Source organism: Bradyrhizobium sp. S69, from assembly GCF_009766005.1.
Classification (GTDB): Bacteria; Pseudomonadota; Alphaproteobacteria; order Rhizobiales; family Xanthobacteraceae; genus Bradyrhizobium.
Map to the genome: position 1 here is coordinate 7,325 of NZ_LMUK01000053.1, position 20,850 is coordinate 28,174.

Genomic DNA, 20,850 nt, shown 5'->3' on the forward strand with positions numbered 1-20,850 from the left:
ATGCCAGCCTCGAGGCCGGCGACGAGGTGTTCGACATCGGCCTCAACCGCGCCGTCACCCTGATTGCCGAGAAGATCGCGAAGGGCCCGAGCGGACGCCGTTTCGGCGCCGATCCCGGCAAGCCGCTGGGCGATCATCCGACCCTTGGCGGCGTCGCGGTCAAGAGCGGGCGCTACGGCGCCTATGTCACCGCCGGCGGCGTCAACGCCACGATCCCGAGCGACAAGACCCAGGACGCCATTACGCTGCCGGAAGCCATCGCGCTGATCGATGAGCGCGTGGCCAAGGGCGGCGGCAAGCCCAAGCGCGGCGCAAAGAAGGCCGCGCCCGCCAAGAAAACCGCCGCGGCAAAACCGCCCAAGGCAGACGCGGCGGCGAAGCCTGCCAAGAAGGCACCGGCGAAAAAGGCCGCGGCAAAACCGAAATCCGATGCCGCGAGCAAAGCGCGCGCGCCGGTGACGGCGACCGCCAAGACCTCAGCTATCAAGAGCCCGGCGGCGAAAACGGCAAAACCTGTCGCCAAAAAAAGTGCCGGCAAAGCCAGCGGATAAGAAGCGGATCGAGTGGCAAAACAACGCGACAGGGTCTTTCCAAGCCGGGACGCCATCGTCGCCTTTATCCGCGCGAATCCGGGACATATCGGAACGCGCGAGATCGCGCGCGAGTTCGGCCTGAAGAACGAGGATCGCGTCGAGCTGAAGCGCATTTTGCGCGAACTAGCCGACCAGGGCACGATCGAAAAACGCGGCAAAAAAATCGCCGAGCCAGCCACCCTACCGCCGACATTGATGGCCGACATCACCGGCCGCGACAGCGATGGCGAGCTGATCGCAAAGCCCGCGGAGTGGGATGAGGAGGAAAGCGGCGCCGCGCCGAAAATCCGCATTCACGTTCCGCGCCGGCCACAACCCGGCACCGCCGCCGGCGTCGGCGACCGCGCACTGCTGAGAATCGAGAAATCCGACGACAGCGAAGGCGCGATCTATCGCGGCCGCGTCATCAAGGTCATCGATCACGCCCGAACCCGCGTGCTCGGAATCTTCCGCAAGCTGCCCGACGGCGGCGGCCGGCTGGTTCCGGTCGACAAGAAACAAGCCGGCCGCGAATTGAACATCGCCAAGGCCGACACCGGCGGCGCCGAAGACGGCGATCTCGTCAGCGTCGACCTGGTGCGCTCGCGCGGGTTCGGTCTCGCCTCGGGCAAGGTCAAGGAGCGGCTCGGCTCGTTGTCGTCGGAGAAAGCGGTCAGCCTGATCGCGATCCATTCCCATGACATCCCGCAAGCGTTTTCACCGGCCGCGTTGCGCGAAGCCGAAGCCGCCAAACCCGCGACGCTCGCCGGCCGCGAGGACTGGCGCGAGCTGCCGCTGGTCACCATCGATCCGCCCGACGCCAAGGACCATGACGACGCGGTTTATGCCGAGCCGGATAGCGATCCCAATAACAAAGGCGGCACCATCGTTACGGTCGCGATCGCGGACGTCGCGTTCTATGTGCGGCCGGGATCGGCGCTGGATCGCGATGCGCTGATCCGCGGCAATTCGGTATATTTCCCCGACCGCGTGGTGCCGATGCTGCCGGAGCGGATTTCCAACGATCTGTGCTCGCTGGTGCCGGGCGAGCCGCGCGGCGCGCTCGCGGTGCGGATGGTGATCGGCAATGACGGGCGCAAGCGCTCGCACAGCTTTCATCGCATCCTGATGCGCTCGGCTGCGAAACTGAATTACGCGCAGGCGCAGGCCGCGATCGACGGACGGCCCGACGACACCACAGGTCCCCTGCTCGATCCGATCCTGAAACCGCTTTACGAGGCTTATGCGATCGTCAAGCGCGCCCGCGACGAACGCGACCCGCTCGATCTCGATATTCCCGAGCGCAAGATTCTCCTGAAGCCCGACGGCATGGTGGATCGCGTGATCGTCCCTGAAAGGCTGGACGCGCACAAACTGATCGAAGAATTCATGATCCTGGCCAACGTCGCCGCGGCCGAAATGCTTGAGAAGAAGGCGCTGCCGCTGATTTATCGGGTGCATGACGAGCCGACGCTGGAGAAGGTTCATAACCTCCAGGAATTTCTCAAGACGCTCGATCTGCCGTTCGCGAAAAGCGGCGCGTTACGTCCGGCGCTGTTCAATCGTGTGCTGGCACAGGTCAAAGGCCACGATTCCGAGCAGCTGGTGAACGAAGTGGTGTTGCGCTCGCAAGCCCAGGCGGAATATGCCGCCGAGAATTACGGTCATTTCGGCCTGAACCTGCGGCGCTACGCGCATTTCACGTCGCCGATCCGGCGATACGCCGACCTCGTCGTGCATCGTGCGTTGATACGCGGCCTCGGCCTTGGCGAAGGCGCGTTGCCGGAAACCGAGACGGTGGAAACCCTCGGCGAGGTCGCAGCCCAAATCTCCGTCACCGAACGGCGCGCGATGAAGGCCGAGCGCGAAACCGCCGATCGGCTGATTGCGCATTTTCTCGCCGACCGCATCGGGGCCAGCTTTCAGGGCCGGATTTCCGGCGTCACCCGCGCAGGCCTGTTCGTCAAGCTCGCCGACACCGGCGCCGATGGCCTGATTCCGATCCGCACGCTCGGCACGGAATATTTCAATTACGACGAGACACGCCACGCGCTGGTCGGCACACGCAGCGGAGCCATGCACCGGCTGGGTGACGTGGTCGATGTTCGTCTGGTAGAAGCAGCCCCTGTGGCGGGCGCGTTGCGCTTTGAACTGCTGTCGGAAGGCCAGGTTTTGCCGCGCGGACGTCATCGCGACCGCGCGCGCGGCGACGGCCCGAGAGCGCAGATGCAGGAGCCGGCCAAAAAGTATCCCGGCCGCAGCTCGCGCAAGAAGGACCGCGCATCGGCCAACAACACGGCTGGCAGGAGCAAAGCTGGCAAGGGCAAGTCGAAGCAAGGCAAATCTGGAAATAACGGGTCGGGAAATAACCAGGCTGGTCAAGCTAAGTCTGGCAAGGGCAAGTCCGGAAAGGGCAAGTCGTGGACACCGTGAACACTGCCACCAAAGTCTGGACCCGAGAGACCGCGGCCGGCGAGAAGCGCGACGTCTGGACCTCGATCAAGCGCGGTTTTCGCGGCCGCTGCCCGCGTTGTGGCGAGGGCAAGCTGTTTTGTGCCTTCCTCAAAGTCGGCAACAAATGTTCGGTGTGCGACCTCGACTTCACCCCGCACCGCGCAGACGATTTGCCGGCCTATCTCGTGATCGTCATCGTCGGCCATCTCGTGGTGCCGACCGCACTGTGGATCGAAACCGATTATTCGCCGCCGGTCTGGCTGCAATTGGCGATCTATCTGCCGCTGACATTGATCTTATCATTGGCGCTGTTGCAGCCGGTGAAAGGCGCCGTGGTCGGGATGCAATGGGCGCTGCGCATGCATGGGTTCGACGAGAATGCGCCGGGCGACATTCCGCCGGTGTAACCCGATCAAAAACAAAACATCTAAAAGCAAATCGTTGGGGACGGAATGACCGAGACTGCGCCAATCGTCAAAGAAGAAAAAGAAGCCGACCATCATCCCTATTTTCGTCCCAAGGACGCCGCCACGCTGATCCTGGTCGATCGCAGCTCGGCCATTCCAAAAGTTCTGGTCGGCAAGCGCCACGACAAGGTGGTGTTCATGCCCGGCAAGTTCGTGTTTCCCGGCGGCCGTGTCGATAAATCCGACAACCGCGTCCCGGTCGCGGCGCCGATCACCCACGCGCTCGAAACCAATCTGCTGAAGGGCAGCCCGAAGATCACCGCGTCACGGGCGCGGTCGCTGGCCGTCGCGGCAATTCGCGAGGCCTGCGAGGAAACCGGGCTTTGTCTTGGCCGCAAAAGCGACGGTGCTGCGCCAAAACCCGAAGGCGCAAAACTTGAAGGTCCCTGGAAACCGTTCACCGACGCCGGCTTGCTGCCCGATCCCTCCGGACTGTTCCTGATCGCCCGCGCCATCACGCCACCCGGCCGCGTCCGCCGCTTCGATACGCGGTTTTTCACCGCGGACGCCTCGGCGATCGCCCATCGGGTCGAGGGCGTGATCCATCCGGAAGCTGAACTGGTCGAACTGGTCTGGGTCGAACTCGGCTCACAGCCGCTCGCCGATCTGCATCCGATGACCAAGAATGTGCTGGGCGAACTGAACAAGCGTCTCGCCACGGGACCCCTAAGCCACGACGCCCCGGTGCCGTTTTTCCATTTCTACGGCGGCAAGATGCAAAAGGACGTGCTGGGCGCCTGAGCTTTCTCAAGATCATAGACGCCGCACCGTGACGCCTCCGGCTCCATCGGCCTCGTTCAAAATCTGCCCACCCCATCCCAACGCTAAACGGGTGTCCGCGGGTCGTCGCAACGGCTATGGGTGCTTTTCATTGGAAACGTGCCAGCCAGGAAAGTGAGCCGCATGCCGAGCAAGACATACGGGACCGTGAGCGCAGAGCAGCGCAAGACAATGAGCGGCCTGGAGTTCGTGCAGGGGTTGGCCGATGGCACCCTGCCGCTCAACACGATTGCCCGCACGCTCGGCTACGACATTGCCGAGGCGGAATCCGGGCGCGTCGTCGTCACGGCCGAGCCAAGCGAGGATCTGCTTAATCCGGCCGGCACCGTGCATGGCGGCTTTTCGGCGACGCTGCTCGATAGCTGTATGGGGCTCGCGCTGCAGACGACCCTCGAAAAGGGCCTCGCGCAGACCACGCTGGAGTTCAAGATCTCGTTGGTGCGCCCGATCACGCCGCAGACCGGACCGATCCGCGCCGAAGGCGTGGTGTTGCAACGGGGCCGCAGGGTCGGCACCGCAGAGGGGCGGATCACCGACGCCAGCGGAAAACTGCTGGCGCACGGTACGACGACGTGCCTGGTGTTTGAGGGCTGAGAGATAGGCGCTTAAGCCGGTTGGCTTGAGGGTTTGGACCAACCTCTCCGTTATTCCGGGCTCGTGCTAACGCGCGCCCGGAATGACAATTGGTTGTTGGCCGCCCCAAAAACAAAATAATCTTCTGCGCTCCGCGCGATAGCGCCGCGCCGCTTCATCCCTATCTGTTCCGCAACGACAACCACACCGGAACGGGGCAATGGCAAAACGGCAACTCAAGCTCGGCGCGTTCATGCGGCCGGTCTCCATCCACACCGGCGCCTGGCGCTATCCCGGCGCCTGGCCGGATGCCAATTTCAATTTCGGGCATATCAAGCGGCTGATCCAGAAACTCGAAGCCGGCAAGTTCGACGCCTTCTTCATGGCCGACCATCTGGCCGTGCTGAACATGCCGATCAATGCGCTCAAGCGCAGCCACACCGTCACCTCGTTCGAGCCGTTCACGCTGTTGTCGGCGCTGGCCGGCGCCACCGAAAACATCGGCTTGATCGCAACCGGCTCGACCACCTTCGACGAGCCCTATCACGTTGCCCGCCGCTTCGCCTCGCTCGACCATATCAGCGGTGGCCGCGCGGGCTGGAACATCGTCACCACGTCCAATCCGGATGCGGCGCTGAATTTCGGGCTCGACGATCACATGGAGCACGCCGAACGCTACAAGCGGGCGCGCGAGTTTTACGACGTGGTCACCGGCCTCTGGGATTCCTTTGCCGACGACGCCTTTGTGCGCGACGTCGAATCCGGCCTGTTTTTCGACCCGGCCAAAATGCATGTGCTCAACCACAAGGGCAAATACCTCTCGGTGCGCGGCCCGCTCAACATCGCCCGCCCCGTTCAAGGCTGGCCGGTGATCGTGCAGGCCGGCGCCTCCGAGGACGGCAGGCAGCTCGCGGCGGAGACGGCGGAGGCCGTGTTCACCGGCGGCGGCCCGCTCGCCGATGCGCAAAAACTCTACGCCGACATCAAGGGCCGCATGGCGAAGATAGGCCGCAACCCGGAGCATCTGAAGATCCTGCCGGGCGCCTTCGTGGTGGTCGGCGACAGCGTCGAGGAAGCCAAGGAGAAGCGCGCGCTGCTCGACAGCCGCGTGCATTACGACAGCGCCATCGCCTCGCTGTCGGTCCAGCTCGGCACCGACGCCTCCGACTTCGATCCCGATGGCCAATTGCCGCCGATCCCCGAAACCAATGCCAGCAAGAGCGGCCGTCAGCGCCTGGTCGACGTCGCCGCCCGCGACAAGCTCACGGTACGCCAGCTCGCGCAGCGGGTCGGCGGCTATGGCGGGCTATCGTTCGTCGGCACCGCCTCGACCATCGCCGATCAGATGGAGGAATGGCTGACCGGCGAAGGCAGCGACGGCTTTAATATCATGTTCCCGTTCCTGCCCGCCGGCCTCGACGACTTTGTCGACAAAGTGGTGCCGGAACTGCAAAAGCGCGGGATTTTCCGCCGCGAGTACGAGGGACCGACGTTGCGGGAGAATTTGGGGCTGCCGAGGCCGAAAAACCGCTTCTTTGAGGGTTAATCAGCCCGAATTGGACGGGTTTTGCGCCGCAAAACCTTGACTTTAGGCGATCTGAGGCTAGGTTGCGCGCAAATGCAGGCCGTATCGGCCAGCGTCCCAATTTCTCCGAAGTATTGAGGTCTGAACATGGCCAAAGCGGTCACCATCAAGGTCAAGCTCGTTTCCTCAGCGGATACCGGCTTCTATTACGTCGCCAAGAAGAACTCGCGCACCATGACCGACAAGCTGGTCAAGAAGAAGTACGACCCGGTCGCGCGCAAGCACGTCGAGTTCAAGGAATCGAAGATCAAGTAATTCGCCGGCAACATTGCTGATGGATTTGAACGGGGCCCTTTGGGCCCCGTTTTTGATTTTACGGTACGACTTGTCGCGATTCCCGCGCTCAGGCCCTGCCTTCCACGGTGCCGGTCGGCTCATCGCTGAGCCAGCGATAGATCACCCCGCCCAGCACGCCCCCGATCAGCGGCGCGACCCAGAACATCCAGAGCTGCCCGAGCGCCCAGCCACCGACGAACAACGCCGGCCCGGTGCTGCGCGCCGGATTGACCGAGGTGTTGGTCACGGGGATGCTGACGAGGTGGATCATCACCAGCGCCAGGCCGATCGCCAGCGGCGCGAATCCCGCCGGCGCCTTGCCGTGCGTCGAACCCATGATGACGAACAGGAACATCATCGTCATCACCACTTCCATGATGAAGCACGCGATCATGCTGTAATGGCCCGGCGAATGCGCATCGTAGCCGTTCGATGCAAAGCCCTTGCTGACATCAAAGCCGGCAGCGCCGCTCGCGATCACATAGAGCAACGCCGATGCGGCGACCGCGCCGATCACCTGCGCGATGACATAAGGCAGGATCTGACCGGCTGGAAAACGCCCGCCCGCGGCGAGACCGACGGTGACCGCCGGATTGAGATGGCAACCCGAGACATGGCCGATCGCATACGCCATGGTCACGACGCTCAGTCCGAACGCCAGCGACACGCCGACAAGGCCGATCCCAACTTGCGGAAACGCCGCTGCAATGATCGCGCTGCCGCAGCCTGCAAAAGTGAGCCAAAACGTGCCGATGAACTCCGCGACGTATTTTTTGCCGTTCATTTTATTCCCCCAAAGTTGTTTCGATTCGCCAAACAACCAATCGGAGCGCCGCAATTGCGGCACGAATTGGCCTTGATCATTAGCGCCGGTGGATTGCTGCGGAGCAGTAAATTCAAACTGAAGAATTCGATTCGTAATTTCGCGTTGAGTCGCGCGCGTCGATACAAAAGCGCTCCAGCGCTCGTGGCGTTTGTTAACCGTCGGTTGCTAGCGTGATTCGCGCCGCAGGCTTGCCTCAGGTCCGAAACCGGATTTGCGTCGTTCGCGCAATTCAGAGGTATCCGGCCACGCTGAAGGTGAGATCAACATGAGCGAACGGCTGGATACGCTGAAAAAGGCGCGCGACCGCATGCTCGAGGACCGCGATGCCCATGCCAAGGTGCTCGCCGCGCCGTACGATCGCGACAAGGCGGAACGCGCACGGGCCAAATTCGTCGAAATTCAGAACCTGGTCGACGCGATCGACCGCGCCATCGGCGGCGAATAGGCCAGCCGGGCGAACCGCCGATCCGCACTGTCGTCGCCGTGCGAATCGATCGTGAAGGCGAAATCGAGGATGATTTCGTCAGCCAGAAATTACGCTGCCGATCATCCAGATTGATCAAAAGTCGATTCCGCCGCAAATATTTGCGCTCGGGGCCTTACCCGGCAACTCACTGATAGCGCGGAGAAAATGACAAGCGTCCGGTGATCCGCGCCGGTTGGCACGGCTGCTGCAATACCCCGCGGTGAACGCTCTTCACTGGCCGGGAACAATGCACATGGACGCAACGCCGCGCGTTACCGAATTCGAAGCCGACGTGCTCTCCCGAATCACCGAAGAGCGATGGCTCGCGCTGGCGACCGAATTGATCGCCACCGGCCAGCCTCGTTCCGGCAATCCGCTCGATCCCGATCTGCCGCCGGCAGAGGAGGAAGCCATCTCCATGCTGGTCGCCGGCAAGCTGGAGGCGCTCGGCATGAGCGTGTCAAAGCACGCCGCCCAGCCGCACCGGCCCAATATCGTCGGCGTGTTGAAGGGCCGCGAGGGAGCACCGTCGCTGATCCTCAACGATCATCTCGACACCTATCCGGTCGTGGAGCCGCACAAATGGCACATGACCAACTTCGATCCCTTCAACGCCACCCGGCACGGCGATCTCCTGTTCGCCCGCGGCACATCCGATACCCGCGGCAACCTCGCCGCGTCGCTGCTCGCGGTGCAGGCCCTGGTCGAGGCCGGTGTCGTGCTCGATGGCACCTTGATCTGTTGTTACACCGTCGACGAGGAGCGCAACGGCACCGAGGGCTCGATCTATATGCTGCAACAGGTCGGCCTGACCGCCGACTACGAGATCACGGCGGAACCGACCGCGTGGGGCGATACGTCCGGCGACTGGGGCATGAATCTGTCGGTTGCCAATTCGGGGCACTGCCTGATCGAGATCACGGTCGACGGCGCCAAGTCGCATATCTGGCGCCCTGACATCAGCGTCAATGCCATCGTGGAAGCCGGCAAGCTGCTGCCGAAGCTCGAGGCGATGGCATTCACCCACGTACCGGCGAAGTTCATGGGACATACGCCGCCTTGCTGTTCGGTGGTGCGTATTCGCGGCGGACTGCCGGGCGAGATGCAGTTTTCGCCGGATGCCTGCACCATCACGCTTGCGGTGGTCGGCATCGTGCCCGGCATGACGCTGGCGAGCGTCATCTCCGACATCGAGCAAACCGCGCGCAACACCTTTGCCGGCGTCAACACCATCGGTTTTTCGGTGCGGCAGGTGCCGGGCTCGCTGTTCGTCAATGCCACCGAGCCGGTGCCGGTCGATCAGGAACCGTGCACGTCGTTGCGCGCGGTCTACCGCAGGCTGATGGGGCGCGAGCCGGGCGTCAACCGCAAGAACGCATTCAACGACACCATTCGCTTCCGGGAAGCCGGCATCAACGCGGTGACTTTCGGACCCGGCGAAGACGGCTGGGCGGTCGACAACGAATCGATTTCGATCACCAAGGCGGTGATGGCGACGCGGATCTATGCGCTGACCATCATGCAAATTCTGGGCGTCCGGACATGAGCGGCGATGGCGGGCAGATCGCCGTTCCGATGACGCCGAGCGTGAGCGGAAACCTGCGGCCGCTACGAATGCCAAAGATCTCTCGGTCATTTTTGCTGTCGTCGCTGTCGATTGCCATCCTGCTTGGCGCCTGGATGCTGGTGACCGAGATGGGCTGGGCCAATGAGTTGTTCCTGCCGAAACCGCAAGCGGTGTGGGCGGCCTTCGTCAAGACGCTGACCAAGGGCTATCAGGGCTCGACGTTGCTCGAGCACGTCGGCGCCAGCCTGTACCGGGTCCTGGTATCGTTCGCGCTGGCGTGCCTTGTCGGCATTCCGCTCGGCGTGCTGATGGGGGTATCACGGGATGCGCGCGCCCTGCTCAATCCTCTGATCGAGTTTTATCGGCCGCTGCCGCCGCTCGGTCTCTACACGCTTCTGGTGATGTGGCTTGGCATCGGTGAGGCATCCAAGCTGTCGCTGCTGTTTCTGGCCGGCCTTCCCGGCATCGTCATTTCGACCATCCAGGCGGTCTCCTCCATCGATCCGGTCTATGTGCGTGCCGCGCGCACGCTCGGCGCCACGCGCCGCGCCCTGATTTTCGAGATCTATCTGCCCGCGGCCGGGCCGCAAATCCTTTCGGGAATGCGGCTCTCGCTCGGCTTCATCTACACCGTGCTAGTGGCCGCCGAGATCGTCGCGGCATCGGCCGGGATCGGCTGGATGATCTGGGATGCGGCCAAGTTTCTTTTATCCGACATCGTGATCATGGGCCTGATCGTGCTGGGGCTTACCGGCGTCGCACTTGATTTCACCATGCGCCTGATCGGCCGATTGCTGATGCCATGGACGCAATTGTCGCGCTGATAAGGAGCCGCGGCGCGCGAGACGGGACGCGCCCGGCAAGAACACCAGTCCCCGCCACCGCAGGAGAGCACGATATGCTGAAATGGATCGCTTCACTCGCTGCCGTCACCATCGCCCTGACCACCCTCGCCTATGGCGCTGACAAACCGGACAAGATCACGATCGGCTATCTCAATCTGGTCAATGCCCAACTCGTCACCAAGCATCTCGGCCTGATCGCCAAGGAGATGCCCGGCGTCGACATCAAATATGTCAAAATCGGTGGCGGCGGCGACATGCTGCGTGCGATCGCCGGCAACGATGTCGATTTCGGCGGTCTCGGCAATCCGCCGGCGGCGATCGGGGTGACGCGTGGCCTGCCGATCAAGGGAATCATGGTGATCAACATGCTGGACACGGTTGAGGCGATGGTGGTTCGCACCTCCGCGAACATCAAGTCGCTGAGAGACCTCAAGGGCAAGACCGTGGCCGCACCGTTCGGTTCGACCACACACTATCTGCTGCTGCAGGCGCTCAAAGACGACGGCGTCGATCCCGCCTCAATCAAGATTCTCGACCTCGCACCCTCCGATATCGCCGCCGCCTGGCTACGCGGCGATCTGGACGCCGCCTGGTTCTGGGAGCCCAATCTGGACAAGGCTGTCAAGAATGACGGACATATCTTCATGACCTCGGGCATGATGGGAAAACGCGGCTACCCGACCTGGGACATTGGCGTGGTCATGAACGCATTCGCGGCGAAATATCCGGACTACGTCGAAAAATTCGTCAAAGCCGAATGCGACGGCATCGACTTCTGGCTGAACAATCCGGCCAAGACCGCGGAGATCATCGCCGAGGAGCTGACATTGCCGCTCGCCGACGCCACCCGCATGATGAACGGGACCGCAATGGTGCCCTGCGATCGGCAACTGACCGCGCAATATCTCGGCACGTCCTCGGCCAAGGGTCAGTTCGTCGACACGCTGGTCGCCACCGCCGATTTCCTGGTCGGGCAGGATCGATTGCCGAAGCTGTTGCCCCGCGACAATTTCGATGCCTTCGTCACGCCATCCTATATCGAGAAGGCTGTCGGCAAATGATCACCCAGCGCTCCCCTTTTCGTACCGATCCATCGGCGCCCGCCACCGTCAAAGGCTGACATGAATATCTCGCCGTGTTTTCTACGGACAGCCTATCGCGATGCAGGGCTAAAACCCTCCGAGGTGATGGCGCACGTGCTATCGCGGCTGTCGGATGCCGATCAGAGCGGCGTCTGGATATCCACCGTCGATCCGGATTCGGCGATGGCCGCCGCACGCGCCCTCGACCGGCGCATCGCCGACATTGAGGCGTTGCCGCTCTATGGTCTGGTGTTTTCGGTCAAGGATTGCATCGACGTCGCGGACGAGCCGACGACGTCGGCCTGTCCTGAATTCCGCTACATCGCCAAAGCCACGAGCCCGGTGGTTGCCGATGCGATCGCGGCAGGTGCGCTCTATGTCGGCAAGACCAATATGGACCAGTTCGCGACCGGCCTCGTCGGCGTGCGTTCGCCGTACGGCATTGCCCGAAATCCGCATAATCCAGACTATATTCCCGGCGGATCGAGTTCGGGCGCCGCCGTCTCGGTCGCCACCGGCACGTCGTCGTTCGGCTTTGGGACCGACACCGGCGGGTCCGGGCGGGTGCCGGCGTCCTACTGCGGCGTCACCGGCTTCAAGCCGGCACCGGGCGCCTTCAGCCAACGCGGCATGGTCTATGCTTGCCGCAGCTTCGATACCATCTCGCTCTATACTGCCACGCCGCGCGACGCCTACGATATCTATCGGGTGCTGGCCCGTCCCGATCCACTGGATTTCTTTTCGCCTGTGGACTTTGCCGGGTGGCACGATGGCGCCTCTGCCGCGCAGCCCTGGTGCCTCGCGACACCACAGGCCGAACATTTGAAGTTCTTCGGCAACAGCGAGACCGAGGCGCTGTTTGCCAATGCGCTGCAACGGTTCTCGGCCTTGGGAGCCACGCTTGCACCGATCGACTTCACGCCGTTTACGTCGATCAACGATTTGATGTTCTTCGGACCGTTTCTGGCCGAGCGCGATGTCTCGGTCGGCGCCTTCCTGGACGCCCATCCGGATGCCGGCATCAAGCTGGTGCGAGATCTGATCATCGGCAGCCGCCGGCACAGCGCCGCCGACGCCTACCGAGCCCTCTATCAGGTCAAGCAAGTGCAGCGGTCGCTGCAAGCGTTCTGGCAAAGCCATGACGCCCTGGTGGTGCCGACGGTAGGCACCGTCTTGACCGTCGAGGAGGTCGCACGCGATCCGCTGGGGCCTAATTTCAACAACGGATACTACACCAACTTCGCCAACCCGCTTGGTCTGGCCGCTATCGCTGTTCCCAACGCGGTTACCCGGGCCGGCGTGCCCTACGGCATTACGGTGCTGGCGCCGCCCGGCCGCGAAGCCGCGCTGACCGGGCTTGCCGAGGCATTCCTGCGCAGCGCCGGCTGAGAAACCTGCCCATCATTGCAATAGACGCCGGTACCCCGTAGCTTTTCCCGCAACGCGCCGGTTTCGACAATTGCAGTAGGACGCATGGTTTCAGGCGACTTGGATTCACGCGACTTGGATTCACGCGACTTGGCCGCTGACAGCATCGCTGGCGCCGATCGGCGCGAGGCCGCAGCCGATCGCTATCTACTCAAAGCCCTGCAAAAGCCCGACCTCGATCTGGTGATGGCGACCGGCAAGGTCGTGCTCTACCAGAATCGCGAGTATCTGTTGCGTCAGGGCGAAATCGGCGACGGCATCCATATCATTCTCAGCGGCGTGGTCGAGAGTACGTATTGCGGGCCGCAGGGACGCGAGCTGATGCTGTCGACGTGGCAGAGCGGCGACTTCGTCGGAGCCCCCTATGTGCTCGGCAACCATCGTCACAGTTGGTCGGCGCGAGCCGTCGGCCGCGTCGAGGCGCAACATCTCGACCAGAAGGCGATCCGCGCTCTGATCGCGCAGTCGCCGGGCTTTGCCATCGCCCTGATCGAATGCCTGGGGTTCAAGGGCGAGACCTATTCGACGCTCGCCCAAACCCTGGGCGGCCAGAAAGTGGCGGAACGTCTGATGTTGTTGTTGGTCAAGCTCAGCGAAAATGCGGCACTGGCCGACGACGGTTCGGTCCAGCTTGGCCGCATTACGCAGGCAAACCTGGCACGGATGATCGGCGCCACGCGTCAATCGATCAGCTTGGTGCTGGGCAGGCTTCAGGACGAAGGCATCATATCGACGTGGCCGACCAAGATGGTCGTCAACGATCTCCCGGCGTTGCGCCGCCAACTCGACGATTGACCACGAGGCCCTATCGCGCCGCTACCAATGGCGGCTCGCTCGGCCTGATCAGCGCGAACGCGACCTGGATGATGCCGCCGGCGAGACCGAGCGCGACACCGATCCGCCAGGCCATGTTGTAGGAGCCGAGCTGATCGTAGATCAGCCCGCCGCCATAGGCGCCGAGGAAACTGCCGAGCTGATGGCTCATGAAGGCAAGGCCCTGGATCATCGCCTGCCATTTCAGCCCGAACATTTCGGCAACCGCGCCCGCCACCAGGGGACCGACCCCCATCCACAGGAAACCCATGATCGCGCCGAACAGCAAGGTCGAGGCCGGCGTCGCCGGCAGCATGAAATACCAGCCGAGCGCGATCGAGCGGAAGATGTAGATTCCTCCGAGCAGCGCCAGCTTGTTCCAGCGCTGGCCGGCCCAGCCGAAAAACAGGCTGCCCAGCACGTTGAAACCACCGATCATGCCCAGCGTCTGCGCGCTCAGCATCGGATCGAGGCCGCAGATCGCGAGATAGGACGGCAGATGCGTGGTGAGAAAGACCAGTTGCATGCCGCAGACGAAATAGGCGCAGGTCATCACCACGAACGAGGCATTGCCGAACGCGAGCTTGACCGCGACGCCGGCCGAATTGTTGCCGATGTCGTCCGACGACGGCTTCGGCAGCGGAATCCGGTCGACCCCGCCGGCGAACCAGGCTGCGGGGATCAGCGCCAGCGACAGAATGACAAAACCGGCGAGCCCGACGCGCCAGCCATAGCCTTCACTGAGGATCTGCCCGAGCGGCGCCGACAACAGCGCGCCGAGCGATCCTGCGCCGGAAACCATGCCCATCACGGTGCTGCGTACGCTCGCGGGCACCGCGCGCGCCGCCACCGACATCGCGATCGCCGCCGCGGTGCAGGCCAGCGACACCCCGATCAGCAGGCCGCCGCCGAGCAGGACACCGACAAAGCCATGTGCACTCGCCATCAGCGACAGCCCGGCAATGTAAAACACCGCGCCCGCCACCATGATGGCGCGGAAACCGTAGCGCGCCGTCATCGCGCCGGCGATCGGCTGCAGAAAGCCCCAGGCGAGATTTTGGATGGCGATCGCCAGCGTGAAATCGGAAACCGATATTCCGATATCGTGGGTCAGCGGCTGCATGAAGATGCCGAGACTTTGCCGCAGACCCATGCTCAGCGTCAGCATCAGGGACGCGCCGATCAGGATGGGAAGCGTGGGACGCAGCAGTTGCAGCAGGGGCATGATTTTTGTTCTCCCTTCGGGCCGCGGCACGAAAGCCGCGTCCTGCGATTCCCGCCTGATTTGGTTACACAGACCTGTGTAATTAGTCTATAAGGCGCTCCTGCTGTCAAGACCGAGGGATATCGCAGACACGCATGGCAACCCTGCCCCCCAAACCGGCGATGAAGGACCGAATCCTCGAAACCGCGGACAGGTTGTTCTATCTGCAGGGCATTCGCGCCATCGGCGTCGACACCATCGCGGCCGAAATCGGCATCAGCAAGCGCACGCTCTACAACCACTTCCCGTCAAAGGATGCGTTGATCGCGGCCTATCTGGAGCGCCGCTTCGTGCCGCCGCGCGCTTCCGACAAACCGCCCGCCGAACAGATTCTCGCAACCTTCGATGCGCTGGAGCGGCGTTTTGCAGCCAAAGATTTTCGCGGCTGCCCGTTCGTCAACGCGGTTGCCGAGCTGGGCCCTGCGGATCCGTCGGTCCGCCGGATCGCGATCGCGTTCAAGGAGAGCCGCCGCCTCTGGTTTCGCGACCTGCTGCACCAGCTTGGGGCCACTGACCCTGAAGCGCTCGCGACCCAGCTTGCCTTGCTGGTCGACGGCTCGATCGCCCAGGACCTCGTGCGCAACGATCCCGCGATGGCGCGGGCCGCAAAAGAAGCCGCGCGCGTGCTGCTGGCGAATGCGGGGGTCGTGCTCGACGAAAACGCGGCCGCGATTGCAAAGAAGCCACAACGCGCCGCGAAGTAGCGCTCAAATTGGCCGTCATCCCCCGGCTTGACCGGGGGATCCAGTATTCCAGGGCGTTAGCGATTTCAATCGAGAAGTCGCCGCACCCATACGCCGTGGCCTTTCGACAGGGTGATGTGGTACCCACCTGCTGCCTTGAGCAACACGGGCAAGGCCGTAGCAGCGCACGGCCGGGATAAGGGAAACCACAATGGAAGACTTGAAAGTCACCACCAACGGTTACGACTTCAAACCGGCACACGCCGCCATGCAACGCTATGTCGACGGCGACCTGCTTGCCGGCATCTCGTCGGCGGTGCTGGTCGGCCGCGACCTCGTGGACGTCAATTGCGTTGGATGGGCCGACAAGGAGGCGCAGACGCCGTTGCGCGCCGACCACATCTTCCGCATCTTCTCCAACACCAAGCTGATCACCGCCTGCGCGGCGTTGCTGCTGTTCGAGGAAGGCAAATTCCAGCTCGATGATCCGATCGAGACATTCATTCCGCAGCTTGCAAACCGAAAGGTGCTGCGCCCCGGTGCAACCACGCTGGACGATACCGAGCCGGCCCAGCGCTCGATCACGATCCGTCATCTCCTGAGCCACAGCGCAGGGCTGAGCTACGGGCTGTTCGATCCCGGCAGTGTTATTTTCACCGCCTACAACGAGCGCAAAGTGCTCAACCCGGCGACGCCGCTGTCAGCCATGATCGACGCGCTGGCGGATCTTCCGCTGGTGTATCAGCCGGGAACGTCGTTTGAATATTCGGTCGCCATCGATGTGATCGCGCGGCTGGTCGAGGTCATCAGTGGCCAGCCATTCGACACGTTCATTCAGTCCCGGATTCTTGAGCCGCTCGGCATGGTCGACACCGGCTTCGTGGTGCCGGAAAAGGATCGCGGCCGGTTCGTGGCGTATTACGCCGGCGCCGACCTGATGGAGCCGATGAAGCCGGGGCTGACGCGGACCGACAACGCGCCCTATCCGGGGGCTTATCTGAAGCCGGTCCCACGGTTCAACGGCGGCGGCGGCCTGGTTTCAACGCTGCCGGACATGGTGGCCTTGATCCGAAGCCTGCTGCCGGGCGGCCCGACCCTGCTGAAGCCAGAGACGCTTGCGTTGCTGACCAATAACCAATTGGCCGACGGGGTGTGGCTTCGTTTTGCCATGATGGGCGAACTCACGGGCAAGGCCTATGGGCTCGGCGGCGGCCTTATCCTGCAGCCCTCGCCGATCGATCATCCGGATTCGCAAGGCGAAATCTATTGGGGTGGCGTGGCCGGGACGCAATGGTGGATCTCGCCGAAGCGGAACATGGCCGGTGTCATGATGGCCCAGCGCCAGATGGCGTTCGTCCATCCATTCTCGTTCGAGTTCAAGCGGCTGGCGTATGAAGCGCTGAAGCAAGGGCGATAAGACGATCTCGCGGGGGTCAACTTTACGCCGCGGTCGCCACCACCCGGTTGCGGCCGTCATGCTTGGCGCGGTAGAGCGCGGTGTCGGCGCGCTTGAGCACGTCGGCGACGGCCTCGCCCTTGCGTTCCAGCGTCGACAGGCCGATCGAAATCGTAACTTCGATCCGTTTTGCACCCTTGTGGACCGCAAACGTCTCGCCTGCGATCGAGCGCCGCAAGCGCTCGGCGACCATGCCGGCGACGTGCAGATCCGTCTCCGGCATCACGATGACGAATTCCTCGCCGCCATAGCGGCAGGCCAGATCGATGCCGCGGATCGACTTGCGGATCCTTACCGCGAATTCGCGCAACACGTCGTCGCCGGCATCGTGGCCATAATTGTCGTTGATCGATTTGAAGAAATCGATGTCGAGCATCATCAGCGCCAATGGCTTGCCGCGGCTCGAGGCCTGTTCGGCCAGCGTACCGAGATGGCTTTCCATGTAGCGGCGATTATGCAGGCCGGTGAGCGCGTCGGTGATCGCCATCTCGATCGAGTTCTGCACGTTGTCGCGCAAATGGTCGGTATAGCGGCGCTTGCGGATCTGGGTACGGGCGCGCGCCAGCAATTCATTCTTGTCGACCGGGCGCAGCAAATAGTCGTTGACGCCGATCTCGAGGCCACGAAGCAGCCGCGCGTTATTGTCGGCATCGGCGATCGCGAGTATCGGCACTTGCCGGGTCCGCTCCAGCGAACGCGCCTGGCTGCACAGCCGCAAGCCGTCGAAATTCTCCAGGCCGAGCGAGACGATCAGCAGGTCGTAATTGCCTTCGGCGGCATGAAACAGCGCCTCCGCCGGGTTGGTTTCGACATCCACGGTGTGTTCGGCGCTCAAAACCGGCGCCAGCCGCTCGTAGGACGACGCCCGGTCATCGACCAGCAGCACGCGGCCGCCCTTGCCGGTGTCGGCCACCGCGCTGCGCTCCGGCGCCTGGACGCCGATCTCGAGCGAGGTGATCGCGCGCATGCGCAATTCGTCGGTCATCATCTTCAGGCGGGTCAGCGAACGCACCCGCGCAATCAGCACCACGTCGGACACCGGCTTGGTCAGGAAATCGTCGGCGCCGGCCTCCAGGCCGCGCACGCGATCGGCCGGGCTGTCCAGCGCCGTGACCATCACGACCGGAATAAAATGCGTCGCCGGATTGGACTTCAGCCGGCGGCAGACCTCGAACCCGTCGATATCGGGCATCATGACGTCGAGCAGGATGATATCGCATTCGGCGCGCGCGCAGACAGCCAGCGCCTCGGTGCCATTGCTCGCGGTCAGGACGTCGAAATATTCGGCCGACAGCCGCGCTTCCAACAGCTTGACGTTGGCGGGAACGTCGTCGACGACCAGGATACGCGCGGACATCGATACTCTCCCCTACCCTACGAACCGTCGAACGGTCTCGATAAACTTTCCGACCGAGATCGGTTTGGACAAATACGCCTCGCAGCCACCCTCGCGAATACGCTCTTCGTCGCCCTTCATCGCAAACGCCGTCACCGCGACCACCGGAATGTTGCGCAGCTCCGGATCGTCCTTGATCCATTTCGTCACTTCGAGGCCGGACACCTGAGGGAGCTGGATATCCATCAGAACGAGATCCGGACGAAGCTTGCGCACGAGGTCGAGCGCCTCAAAACCATTGCTGGTCCCGCAGGTCTGATAGCCGTGCGCTTCCAACAGATCGCGGAAGAGCTTCATGTTGAGCTCGTTGTCCTCCACGATCAGGACGGTTTTGGCCATCCGTCCCTCCAATTCCCGATAAGCAGGCCCGGCCTCCGGCGCAGCGATGCGCCGCCGGACGTGGAAAAAACTGAATTTAAACTAGCGCCAGATTCGTTCTAACCCGTTAAGCCGAAGTGGTAACTTTCTGCAGAGCGGTTTGGACTTGCTTGAACAAGCTTTGCAGACTCGGGCAAGATAGTTTCAAACTAGAGACCAGAAGTTACGGAAAGGCAAACACGTCAGTTGAAGAAAGCTGTTCAAAACCCCCGGCAAGCCGCTGAAATCGTTGCAGTTCAGGCGCTTTCCTTCATCGCCGGCGAGCCTGAGCGGCTGGGGCTGTTTCTGGCCGAAAGCGGGATCGGCCCGGAGACGCTGCGCACCGCTGCGACCGATCCACATTTTTTGGCCAATGTGCTGGATTTCGTGATGCGCGATGACGCGACCGTGAAGGCGTTCGCGGCCGCCTCGCAGCTTCATCCCACCAACATTGCCGCGGCCCACCAGGCGCTGAACGATCCGCAATGGGAGCGCGATGTGCCGTGAGCGCCGCCGCGCCGGAGCCTGGCGGCCCCACCTGCTTCTGCCGGGATTGCCTGGCTGATCACGATATCGCCGCCCGGCGCTGTGGCGAATGCGGCTCCCCTCGCCTGCTCCGTCATCCCACACTGCCGGCGCTGACGCTGGCCCACATCGATTGCGACGCGTTCTACGCCACCGTCGAGAAGCGCGATAACCCTGCCATTGCCGACACGCCGGTCATCATTGGCGGCGGCAAGCGCGGCGTGGTGTCGGCGGCATGCTACATCGCCCGCACCTTCGGCGTGCGCTCGGCGATGCCGATGTTCAAGGCGCTGGCGCTGTGCCCGCATGCCACCGTGATCCGGCCCGACATGGCCAAATATGTCAGGGTCGGCCGCGAGGTGAGGCACGCCATGCAGGCGCTGACGCCGCTGGTCGAGCCGCTTTCGATCGACGAGGCGTTTTTAGACCTTGCCGGCACCCAGCGCGTCCATGGCATGATCCCCGCCAAGGTGCTGGCGCGCTTTGCCCGCGAGGTCGAGCGCAAGATCGGCATCACGGTTTCCGTGGGCCTGTCCTGCAACAAGTTCCTGGCCAAGATCGCCTCCGACCTCGACAAGCCGCGCGGCTTTGCCGCCCTCGACCAGGAGCAGGCGCGCGTGATGCTCGCCGAAAAGCCGGTCGGCTTCATTTACGGGGTCGGACCAGCCACCCAGGAAAAGCTGATCCAGCGCGGTTTCCGCACCATCGCCGACCTGCAGCGCGCCGACGAAATCGAGTTGATGCGGCAATTCTCGACCGAAGGCCGCAGGCTGTGGCGGCTGGCGCGCGGCATCGACGATCGCCGCGTCGAGGCCGATCGCGGCGCCAAGACCATCTCCAACGAGACCACATTCGAGAGCGATATCCGCGATTTCGCGACCCTGGAAAAAACCCTGTGGCGGCTATCGGAGAAAGTATCCTCGCGACTCAAGAGCAGCGATCTGTCGGGCGCGACCATCACGCTGAAACTGAAGACCGCCGATTTCAGGCAGCGCACCCGCTCGCAATCGATTCACGCGCCGACCCAGCTCGCCACCAAAATCTTCGCGACCTCGCGGGAAATGCTGGCAAAGGAAATCGACGGTACGTCGTTTCGGCTGATCGGCACCGGCGTCAGCGCGTTGCGCGTGGGATCGGCGGCCGACGACACCGACATGCTCGACCGCCGCTCCGCCCACGCCGAACGCGCCATCGACGATTTGCGCAAGAAATTCGGCAATACCGCCGTGATCCGCGGCATCGCCTATGACGGGCCGGGCAAGGAAGAGGAGTGAGTCCAAGTTCGTCATTGCGAGCGAAGCGAAGCAATCCAGCCTTGCTTGTGGCCCTGGATTGCTTCGCTTCGCTCGCAATGACGGATGGAGCCGTGCAGCAATGGAACCGTCATCCCGGGGATGACGTCCGAGATCGCTGCACAGCCTCTCAGACTGACGGT

General features: G+C 63.0%; 21 protein-coding genes. 17 read left to right on the top strand and 4 right to left on the bottom strand.

Annotation, left to right across the window (positions count from 1 at the left end; all coding sequences use genetic code 11):
- From GSQ88_RS30210 to rpmG, 7 genes are all read left to right on the top strand, one after another.
- A partial coding sequence (locus tag GSQ88_RS30210; protein WP_283810715.1) for a topoisomerase C-terminal repeat-containing protein occupies nucleotides 1–551 on the top strand: 551 nt, incomplete at its 5' end.
- A 12-nt stretch (nucleotides 552–563) separates the two neighbouring features.
- Nucleotides 564–3,005, top strand: a complete 2,442-nt coding sequence (gene rnr, locus GSQ88_RS30215; protein ID WP_159011519.1) for a ribonuclease R — start codon at nucleotides 564–566, stop codon at nucleotides 3,003–3,005.
- Complete coding sequence (locus GSQ88_RS30220; RefSeq protein ID WP_159011521.1) at nucleotides 2,993–3,433, top strand: DUF983 domain-containing protein; 441 nt, start codon at nucleotides 2,993–2,995, stop codon at nucleotides 3,431–3,433. The genes rnr and GSQ88_RS30220 overlap by 13 nt, the downstream gene beginning before the upstream one ends.
- A gap of 45 nt (nucleotides 3,434–3,478) precedes the next feature.
- Nucleotides 3,479–4,234, top strand: coding sequence for an NUDIX hydrolase (locus GSQ88_RS30225; RefSeq protein WP_159011523.1), 756 nt, complete (start codon nucleotides 3,479–3,481; stop codon nucleotides 4,232–4,234).
- Between the two features lie 162 nt (nucleotides 4,235–4,396).
- Nucleotides 4,397–4,867 (top strand): PaaI family thioesterase, encoded by a 471-nt coding sequence (locus GSQ88_RS30230; protein WP_159011525.1) that lies wholly within the window; start codon nucleotides 4,397–4,399, stop codon nucleotides 4,865–4,867.
- Nucleotides 4,868–5,066: 199 nt separating this feature from the next.
- Nucleotides 5,067–6,392 carry an LLM class flavin-dependent oxidoreductase gene (locus tag GSQ88_RS30235; protein ID WP_159011527.1) on the top strand — a complete coding sequence of 442 codons (1,326 nt, stop codon included), beginning with the start codon at nucleotides 5,067–5,069 and terminating at the stop codon, nucleotides 6,390–6,392.
- Nucleotides 6,393–6,518: 126 nt separating this feature from the next.
- Nucleotides 6,519–6,686, top strand: a complete 168-nt coding sequence (gene rpmG, locus GSQ88_RS30240; protein ID WP_159011529.1) for a 50S ribosomal protein L33 — start codon at nucleotides 6,519–6,521, stop codon at nucleotides 6,684–6,686.
- 88 nt (nucleotides 6,687–6,774) lie between these two features.
- Here the strand turns inward: rpmG and aqpZ are convergent, their stop codons facing one another.
- Nucleotides 6,775–7,491 carry an aquaporin Z gene (gene aqpZ / locus GSQ88_RS30245; RefSeq protein WP_159011531.1) on the bottom strand — a complete coding sequence of 239 codons (717 nt, stop codon included), beginning with the start codon at nucleotides 7,489–7,491 and terminating at the stop codon, nucleotides 6,775–6,777.
- Nucleotides 7,492–7,798: 307 nt separating this feature from the next.
- Here aqpZ and GSQ88_RS30250 point away from each other — a divergent pair, with 307 nt between their 5' ends.
- The 6 genes from GSQ88_RS30250 (at nucleotide 7,799) to GSQ88_RS30275 (ending at nucleotide 13,716) form a co-directional block, all read left to right on the top strand.
- Complete coding sequence (locus GSQ88_RS30250; RefSeq protein ID WP_159011533.1) at nucleotides 7,799–7,978, top strand: hypothetical protein; 180 nt, start codon at nucleotides 7,799–7,801, stop codon at nucleotides 7,976–7,978.
- 274 nt (nucleotides 7,979–8,252) lie between these two features.
- Nucleotides 8,253–9,545, top strand: a complete 1,293-nt coding sequence (locus tag GSQ88_RS30255) for a M20 family metallopeptidase (protein WP_246785121.1) — start codon at nucleotides 8,253–8,255, stop codon at nucleotides 9,543–9,545.
- A gap of 68 nt (nucleotides 9,546–9,613) precedes the next feature.
- A complete protein-coding gene (locus tag GSQ88_RS30260) occupies nucleotides 9,614–10,390 on the top strand; it encodes an ABC transporter permease (protein WP_246785123.1) in 777 nt (258 codons plus the stop codon).
- A 74-nt stretch (nucleotides 10,391–10,464) separates the two neighbouring features.
- Nucleotides 10,465–11,472, top strand: a complete 1,008-nt coding sequence (locus tag GSQ88_RS30265; RefSeq protein ID WP_159011539.1) for a taurine ABC transporter substrate-binding protein — start codon at nucleotides 10,465–10,467, stop codon at nucleotides 11,470–11,472.
- A 60-nt stretch (nucleotides 11,473–11,532) separates the two neighbouring features.
- Nucleotides 11,533–12,882 (top strand): amidase family protein, encoded by a 1,350-nt coding sequence (locus tag GSQ88_RS30270; RefSeq protein WP_159011540.1) that lies wholly within the window; start codon nucleotides 11,533–11,535, stop codon nucleotides 12,880–12,882.
- A gap of 114 nt (nucleotides 12,883–12,996) precedes the next feature.
- Nucleotides 12,997–13,716 (top strand): Crp/Fnr family transcriptional regulator, encoded by a 720-nt coding sequence (locus GSQ88_RS30275; protein WP_246785125.1) that lies wholly within the window; start codon nucleotides 12,997–12,999, stop codon nucleotides 13,714–13,716.
- 10 nt (nucleotides 13,717–13,726) lie between these two features.
- Here GSQ88_RS30275 and GSQ88_RS30280 read toward each other — a convergent pair whose 3' ends face one another.
- The gene (locus tag GSQ88_RS30280) at nucleotides 13,727–14,959 is read right to left on the bottom strand and encodes an MFS transporter (protein WP_159011544.1); all 1,233 of its coding nucleotides are present in this window, start codon (nucleotides 14,957–14,959) and stop codon (nucleotides 13,727–13,729) included.
- A gap of 134 nt (nucleotides 14,960–15,093) precedes the next feature.
- Here GSQ88_RS30280 and GSQ88_RS30285 point away from each other — a divergent pair, with 134 nt between their 5' ends.
- Together GSQ88_RS30285 and GSQ88_RS30290 are read left to right on the top strand one after the other, a co-directional pair.
- The gene (locus GSQ88_RS30285; RefSeq protein ID WP_502706781.1) at nucleotides 15,094–15,702 is read left to right on the top strand and encodes a TetR/AcrR family transcriptional regulator; all 609 of its coding nucleotides are present in this window, start codon (nucleotides 15,094–15,096) and stop codon (nucleotides 15,700–15,702) included.
- 190 nt (nucleotides 15,703–15,892) lie between these two features.
- Nucleotides 15,893–17,098 carry a serine hydrolase domain-containing protein gene (locus tag GSQ88_RS30290; protein WP_159011546.1) on the top strand — a complete coding sequence of 402 codons (1,206 nt, stop codon included), beginning with the start codon at nucleotides 15,893–15,895 and terminating at the stop codon, nucleotides 17,096–17,098.
- 22 nt (nucleotides 17,099–17,120) lie between these two features.
- Here GSQ88_RS30290 and GSQ88_RS30295 read toward each other — a convergent pair whose 3' ends face one another.
- Both GSQ88_RS30295 and GSQ88_RS30300 read right to left on the bottom strand, forming a co-directional pair.
- Complete coding sequence (locus GSQ88_RS30295; protein WP_159011548.1) at nucleotides 17,121–18,494, bottom strand: PleD family two-component system response regulator; 1,374 nt, start codon at nucleotides 18,492–18,494, stop codon at nucleotides 17,121–17,123.
- A 12-nt stretch (nucleotides 18,495–18,506) separates the two neighbouring features.
- A complete protein-coding gene (locus GSQ88_RS30300; protein ID WP_159011550.1) occupies nucleotides 18,507–18,872 on the bottom strand; it encodes a response regulator in 366 nt (121 codons plus the stop codon).
- 225 nt (nucleotides 18,873–19,097) lie between these two features.
- On the opposite strand from GSQ88_RS30300, the gene GSQ88_RS30305 reads away from it, so the two are divergent.
- Nucleotides 19,098–19,397 (top strand): DUF3572 domain-containing protein, encoded by a 300-nt coding sequence (locus GSQ88_RS30305; RefSeq protein ID WP_159011552.1) that lies wholly within the window; start codon nucleotides 19,098–19,100, stop codon nucleotides 19,395–19,397.
- Nucleotides 19,376–20,689, top strand: a complete 1,314-nt coding sequence (locus GSQ88_RS30310) for a DNA polymerase IV (RefSeq protein ID WP_159011554.1) — start codon at nucleotides 19,376–19,378, stop codon at nucleotides 20,687–20,689. The genes GSQ88_RS30305 and GSQ88_RS30310 overlap by 22 nt, the downstream gene beginning before the upstream one ends.
- Nucleotides 20,690–20,850 lie beyond the last annotated feature (161 nt).

Excerpts from the sequence above, each read along its gene's own strand:
- GSQ88_RS30225 (WP_159011523.1), top strand. The coding sequence starts at position 3,479 with ATGACCGAGACTGCGCCAATCGTCAAAGAAGAAAAAGAAGCCGACCAT.
- GSQ88_RS30230 (WP_159011525.1), top strand. The coding sequence starts at position 4,397 with ATGCCGAGCAAGACATACGGGACCGTGAGCGCAGAGCAGCGCAAGACA.
- GSQ88_RS30235 (WP_159011527.1), top strand. The coding sequence starts at position 5,067 with ATGGCAAAACGGCAACTCAAGCTCGGCGCGTTCATGCGGCCGGTCTCC.
- rpmG (WP_159011529.1), top strand. The coding sequence starts at position 6,519 with ATGGCCAAAGCGGTCACCATCAAGGTCAAGCTCGTTTCCTCAGCGGAT.
- aqpZ (WP_159011531.1), bottom strand. The coding sequence starts at position 7,491 with ATGAACGGCAAAAAATACGTCGCGGAGTTCATCGGCACGTTTTGGCTC.
- GSQ88_RS30250 (WP_159011533.1), top strand. The coding sequence starts at position 7,799 with ATGAGCGAACGGCTGGATACGCTGAAAAAGGCGCGCGACCGCATGCTC.
- GSQ88_RS30255 (WP_246785121.1), top strand. The coding sequence starts at position 8,253 with ATGGACGCAACGCCGCGCGTTACCGAATTCGAAGCCGACGTGCTCTCC.
- GSQ88_RS30260 (WP_246785123.1), top strand. The coding sequence starts at position 9,614 with ATGCCAAAGATCTCTCGGTCATTTTTGCTGTCGTCGCTGTCGATTGCC.
- GSQ88_RS30265 (WP_159011539.1), top strand. The coding sequence starts at position 10,465 with ATGCTGAAATGGATCGCTTCACTCGCTGCCGTCACCATCGCCCTGACC.
- GSQ88_RS30270 (WP_159011540.1), top strand. The coding sequence starts at position 11,533 with ATGAATATCTCGCCGTGTTTTCTACGGACAGCCTATCGCGATGCAGGG.
- GSQ88_RS30280 (WP_159011544.1), bottom strand. The coding sequence starts at position 14,959 with ATGCCCCTGCTGCAACTGCTGCGTCCCACGCTTCCCATCCTGATCGGC.
- GSQ88_RS30285 (WP_502706781.1), top strand. The coding sequence starts at position 15,094 with ATGGCAACCCTGCCCCCCAAACCGGCGATGAAGGACCGAATCCTCGAA.
- GSQ88_RS30290 (WP_159011546.1), top strand. The coding sequence starts at position 15,893 with ATGGAAGACTTGAAAGTCACCACCAACGGTTACGACTTCAAACCGGCA.
- GSQ88_RS30295 (WP_159011548.1), bottom strand. The coding sequence starts at position 18,494 with ATGTCCGCGCGTATCCTGGTCGTCGACGACGTTCCCGCCAACGTCAAG.
- GSQ88_RS30300 (WP_159011550.1), bottom strand. The coding sequence starts at position 18,872 with ATGGCCAAAACCGTCCTGATCGTGGAGGACAACGAGCTCAACATGAAG.
- GSQ88_RS30310 (WP_159011554.1), top strand. The coding sequence starts at position 19,376 with ATGGGAGCGCGATGTGCCGTGAGCGCCGCCGCGCCGGAGCCTGGCGGC.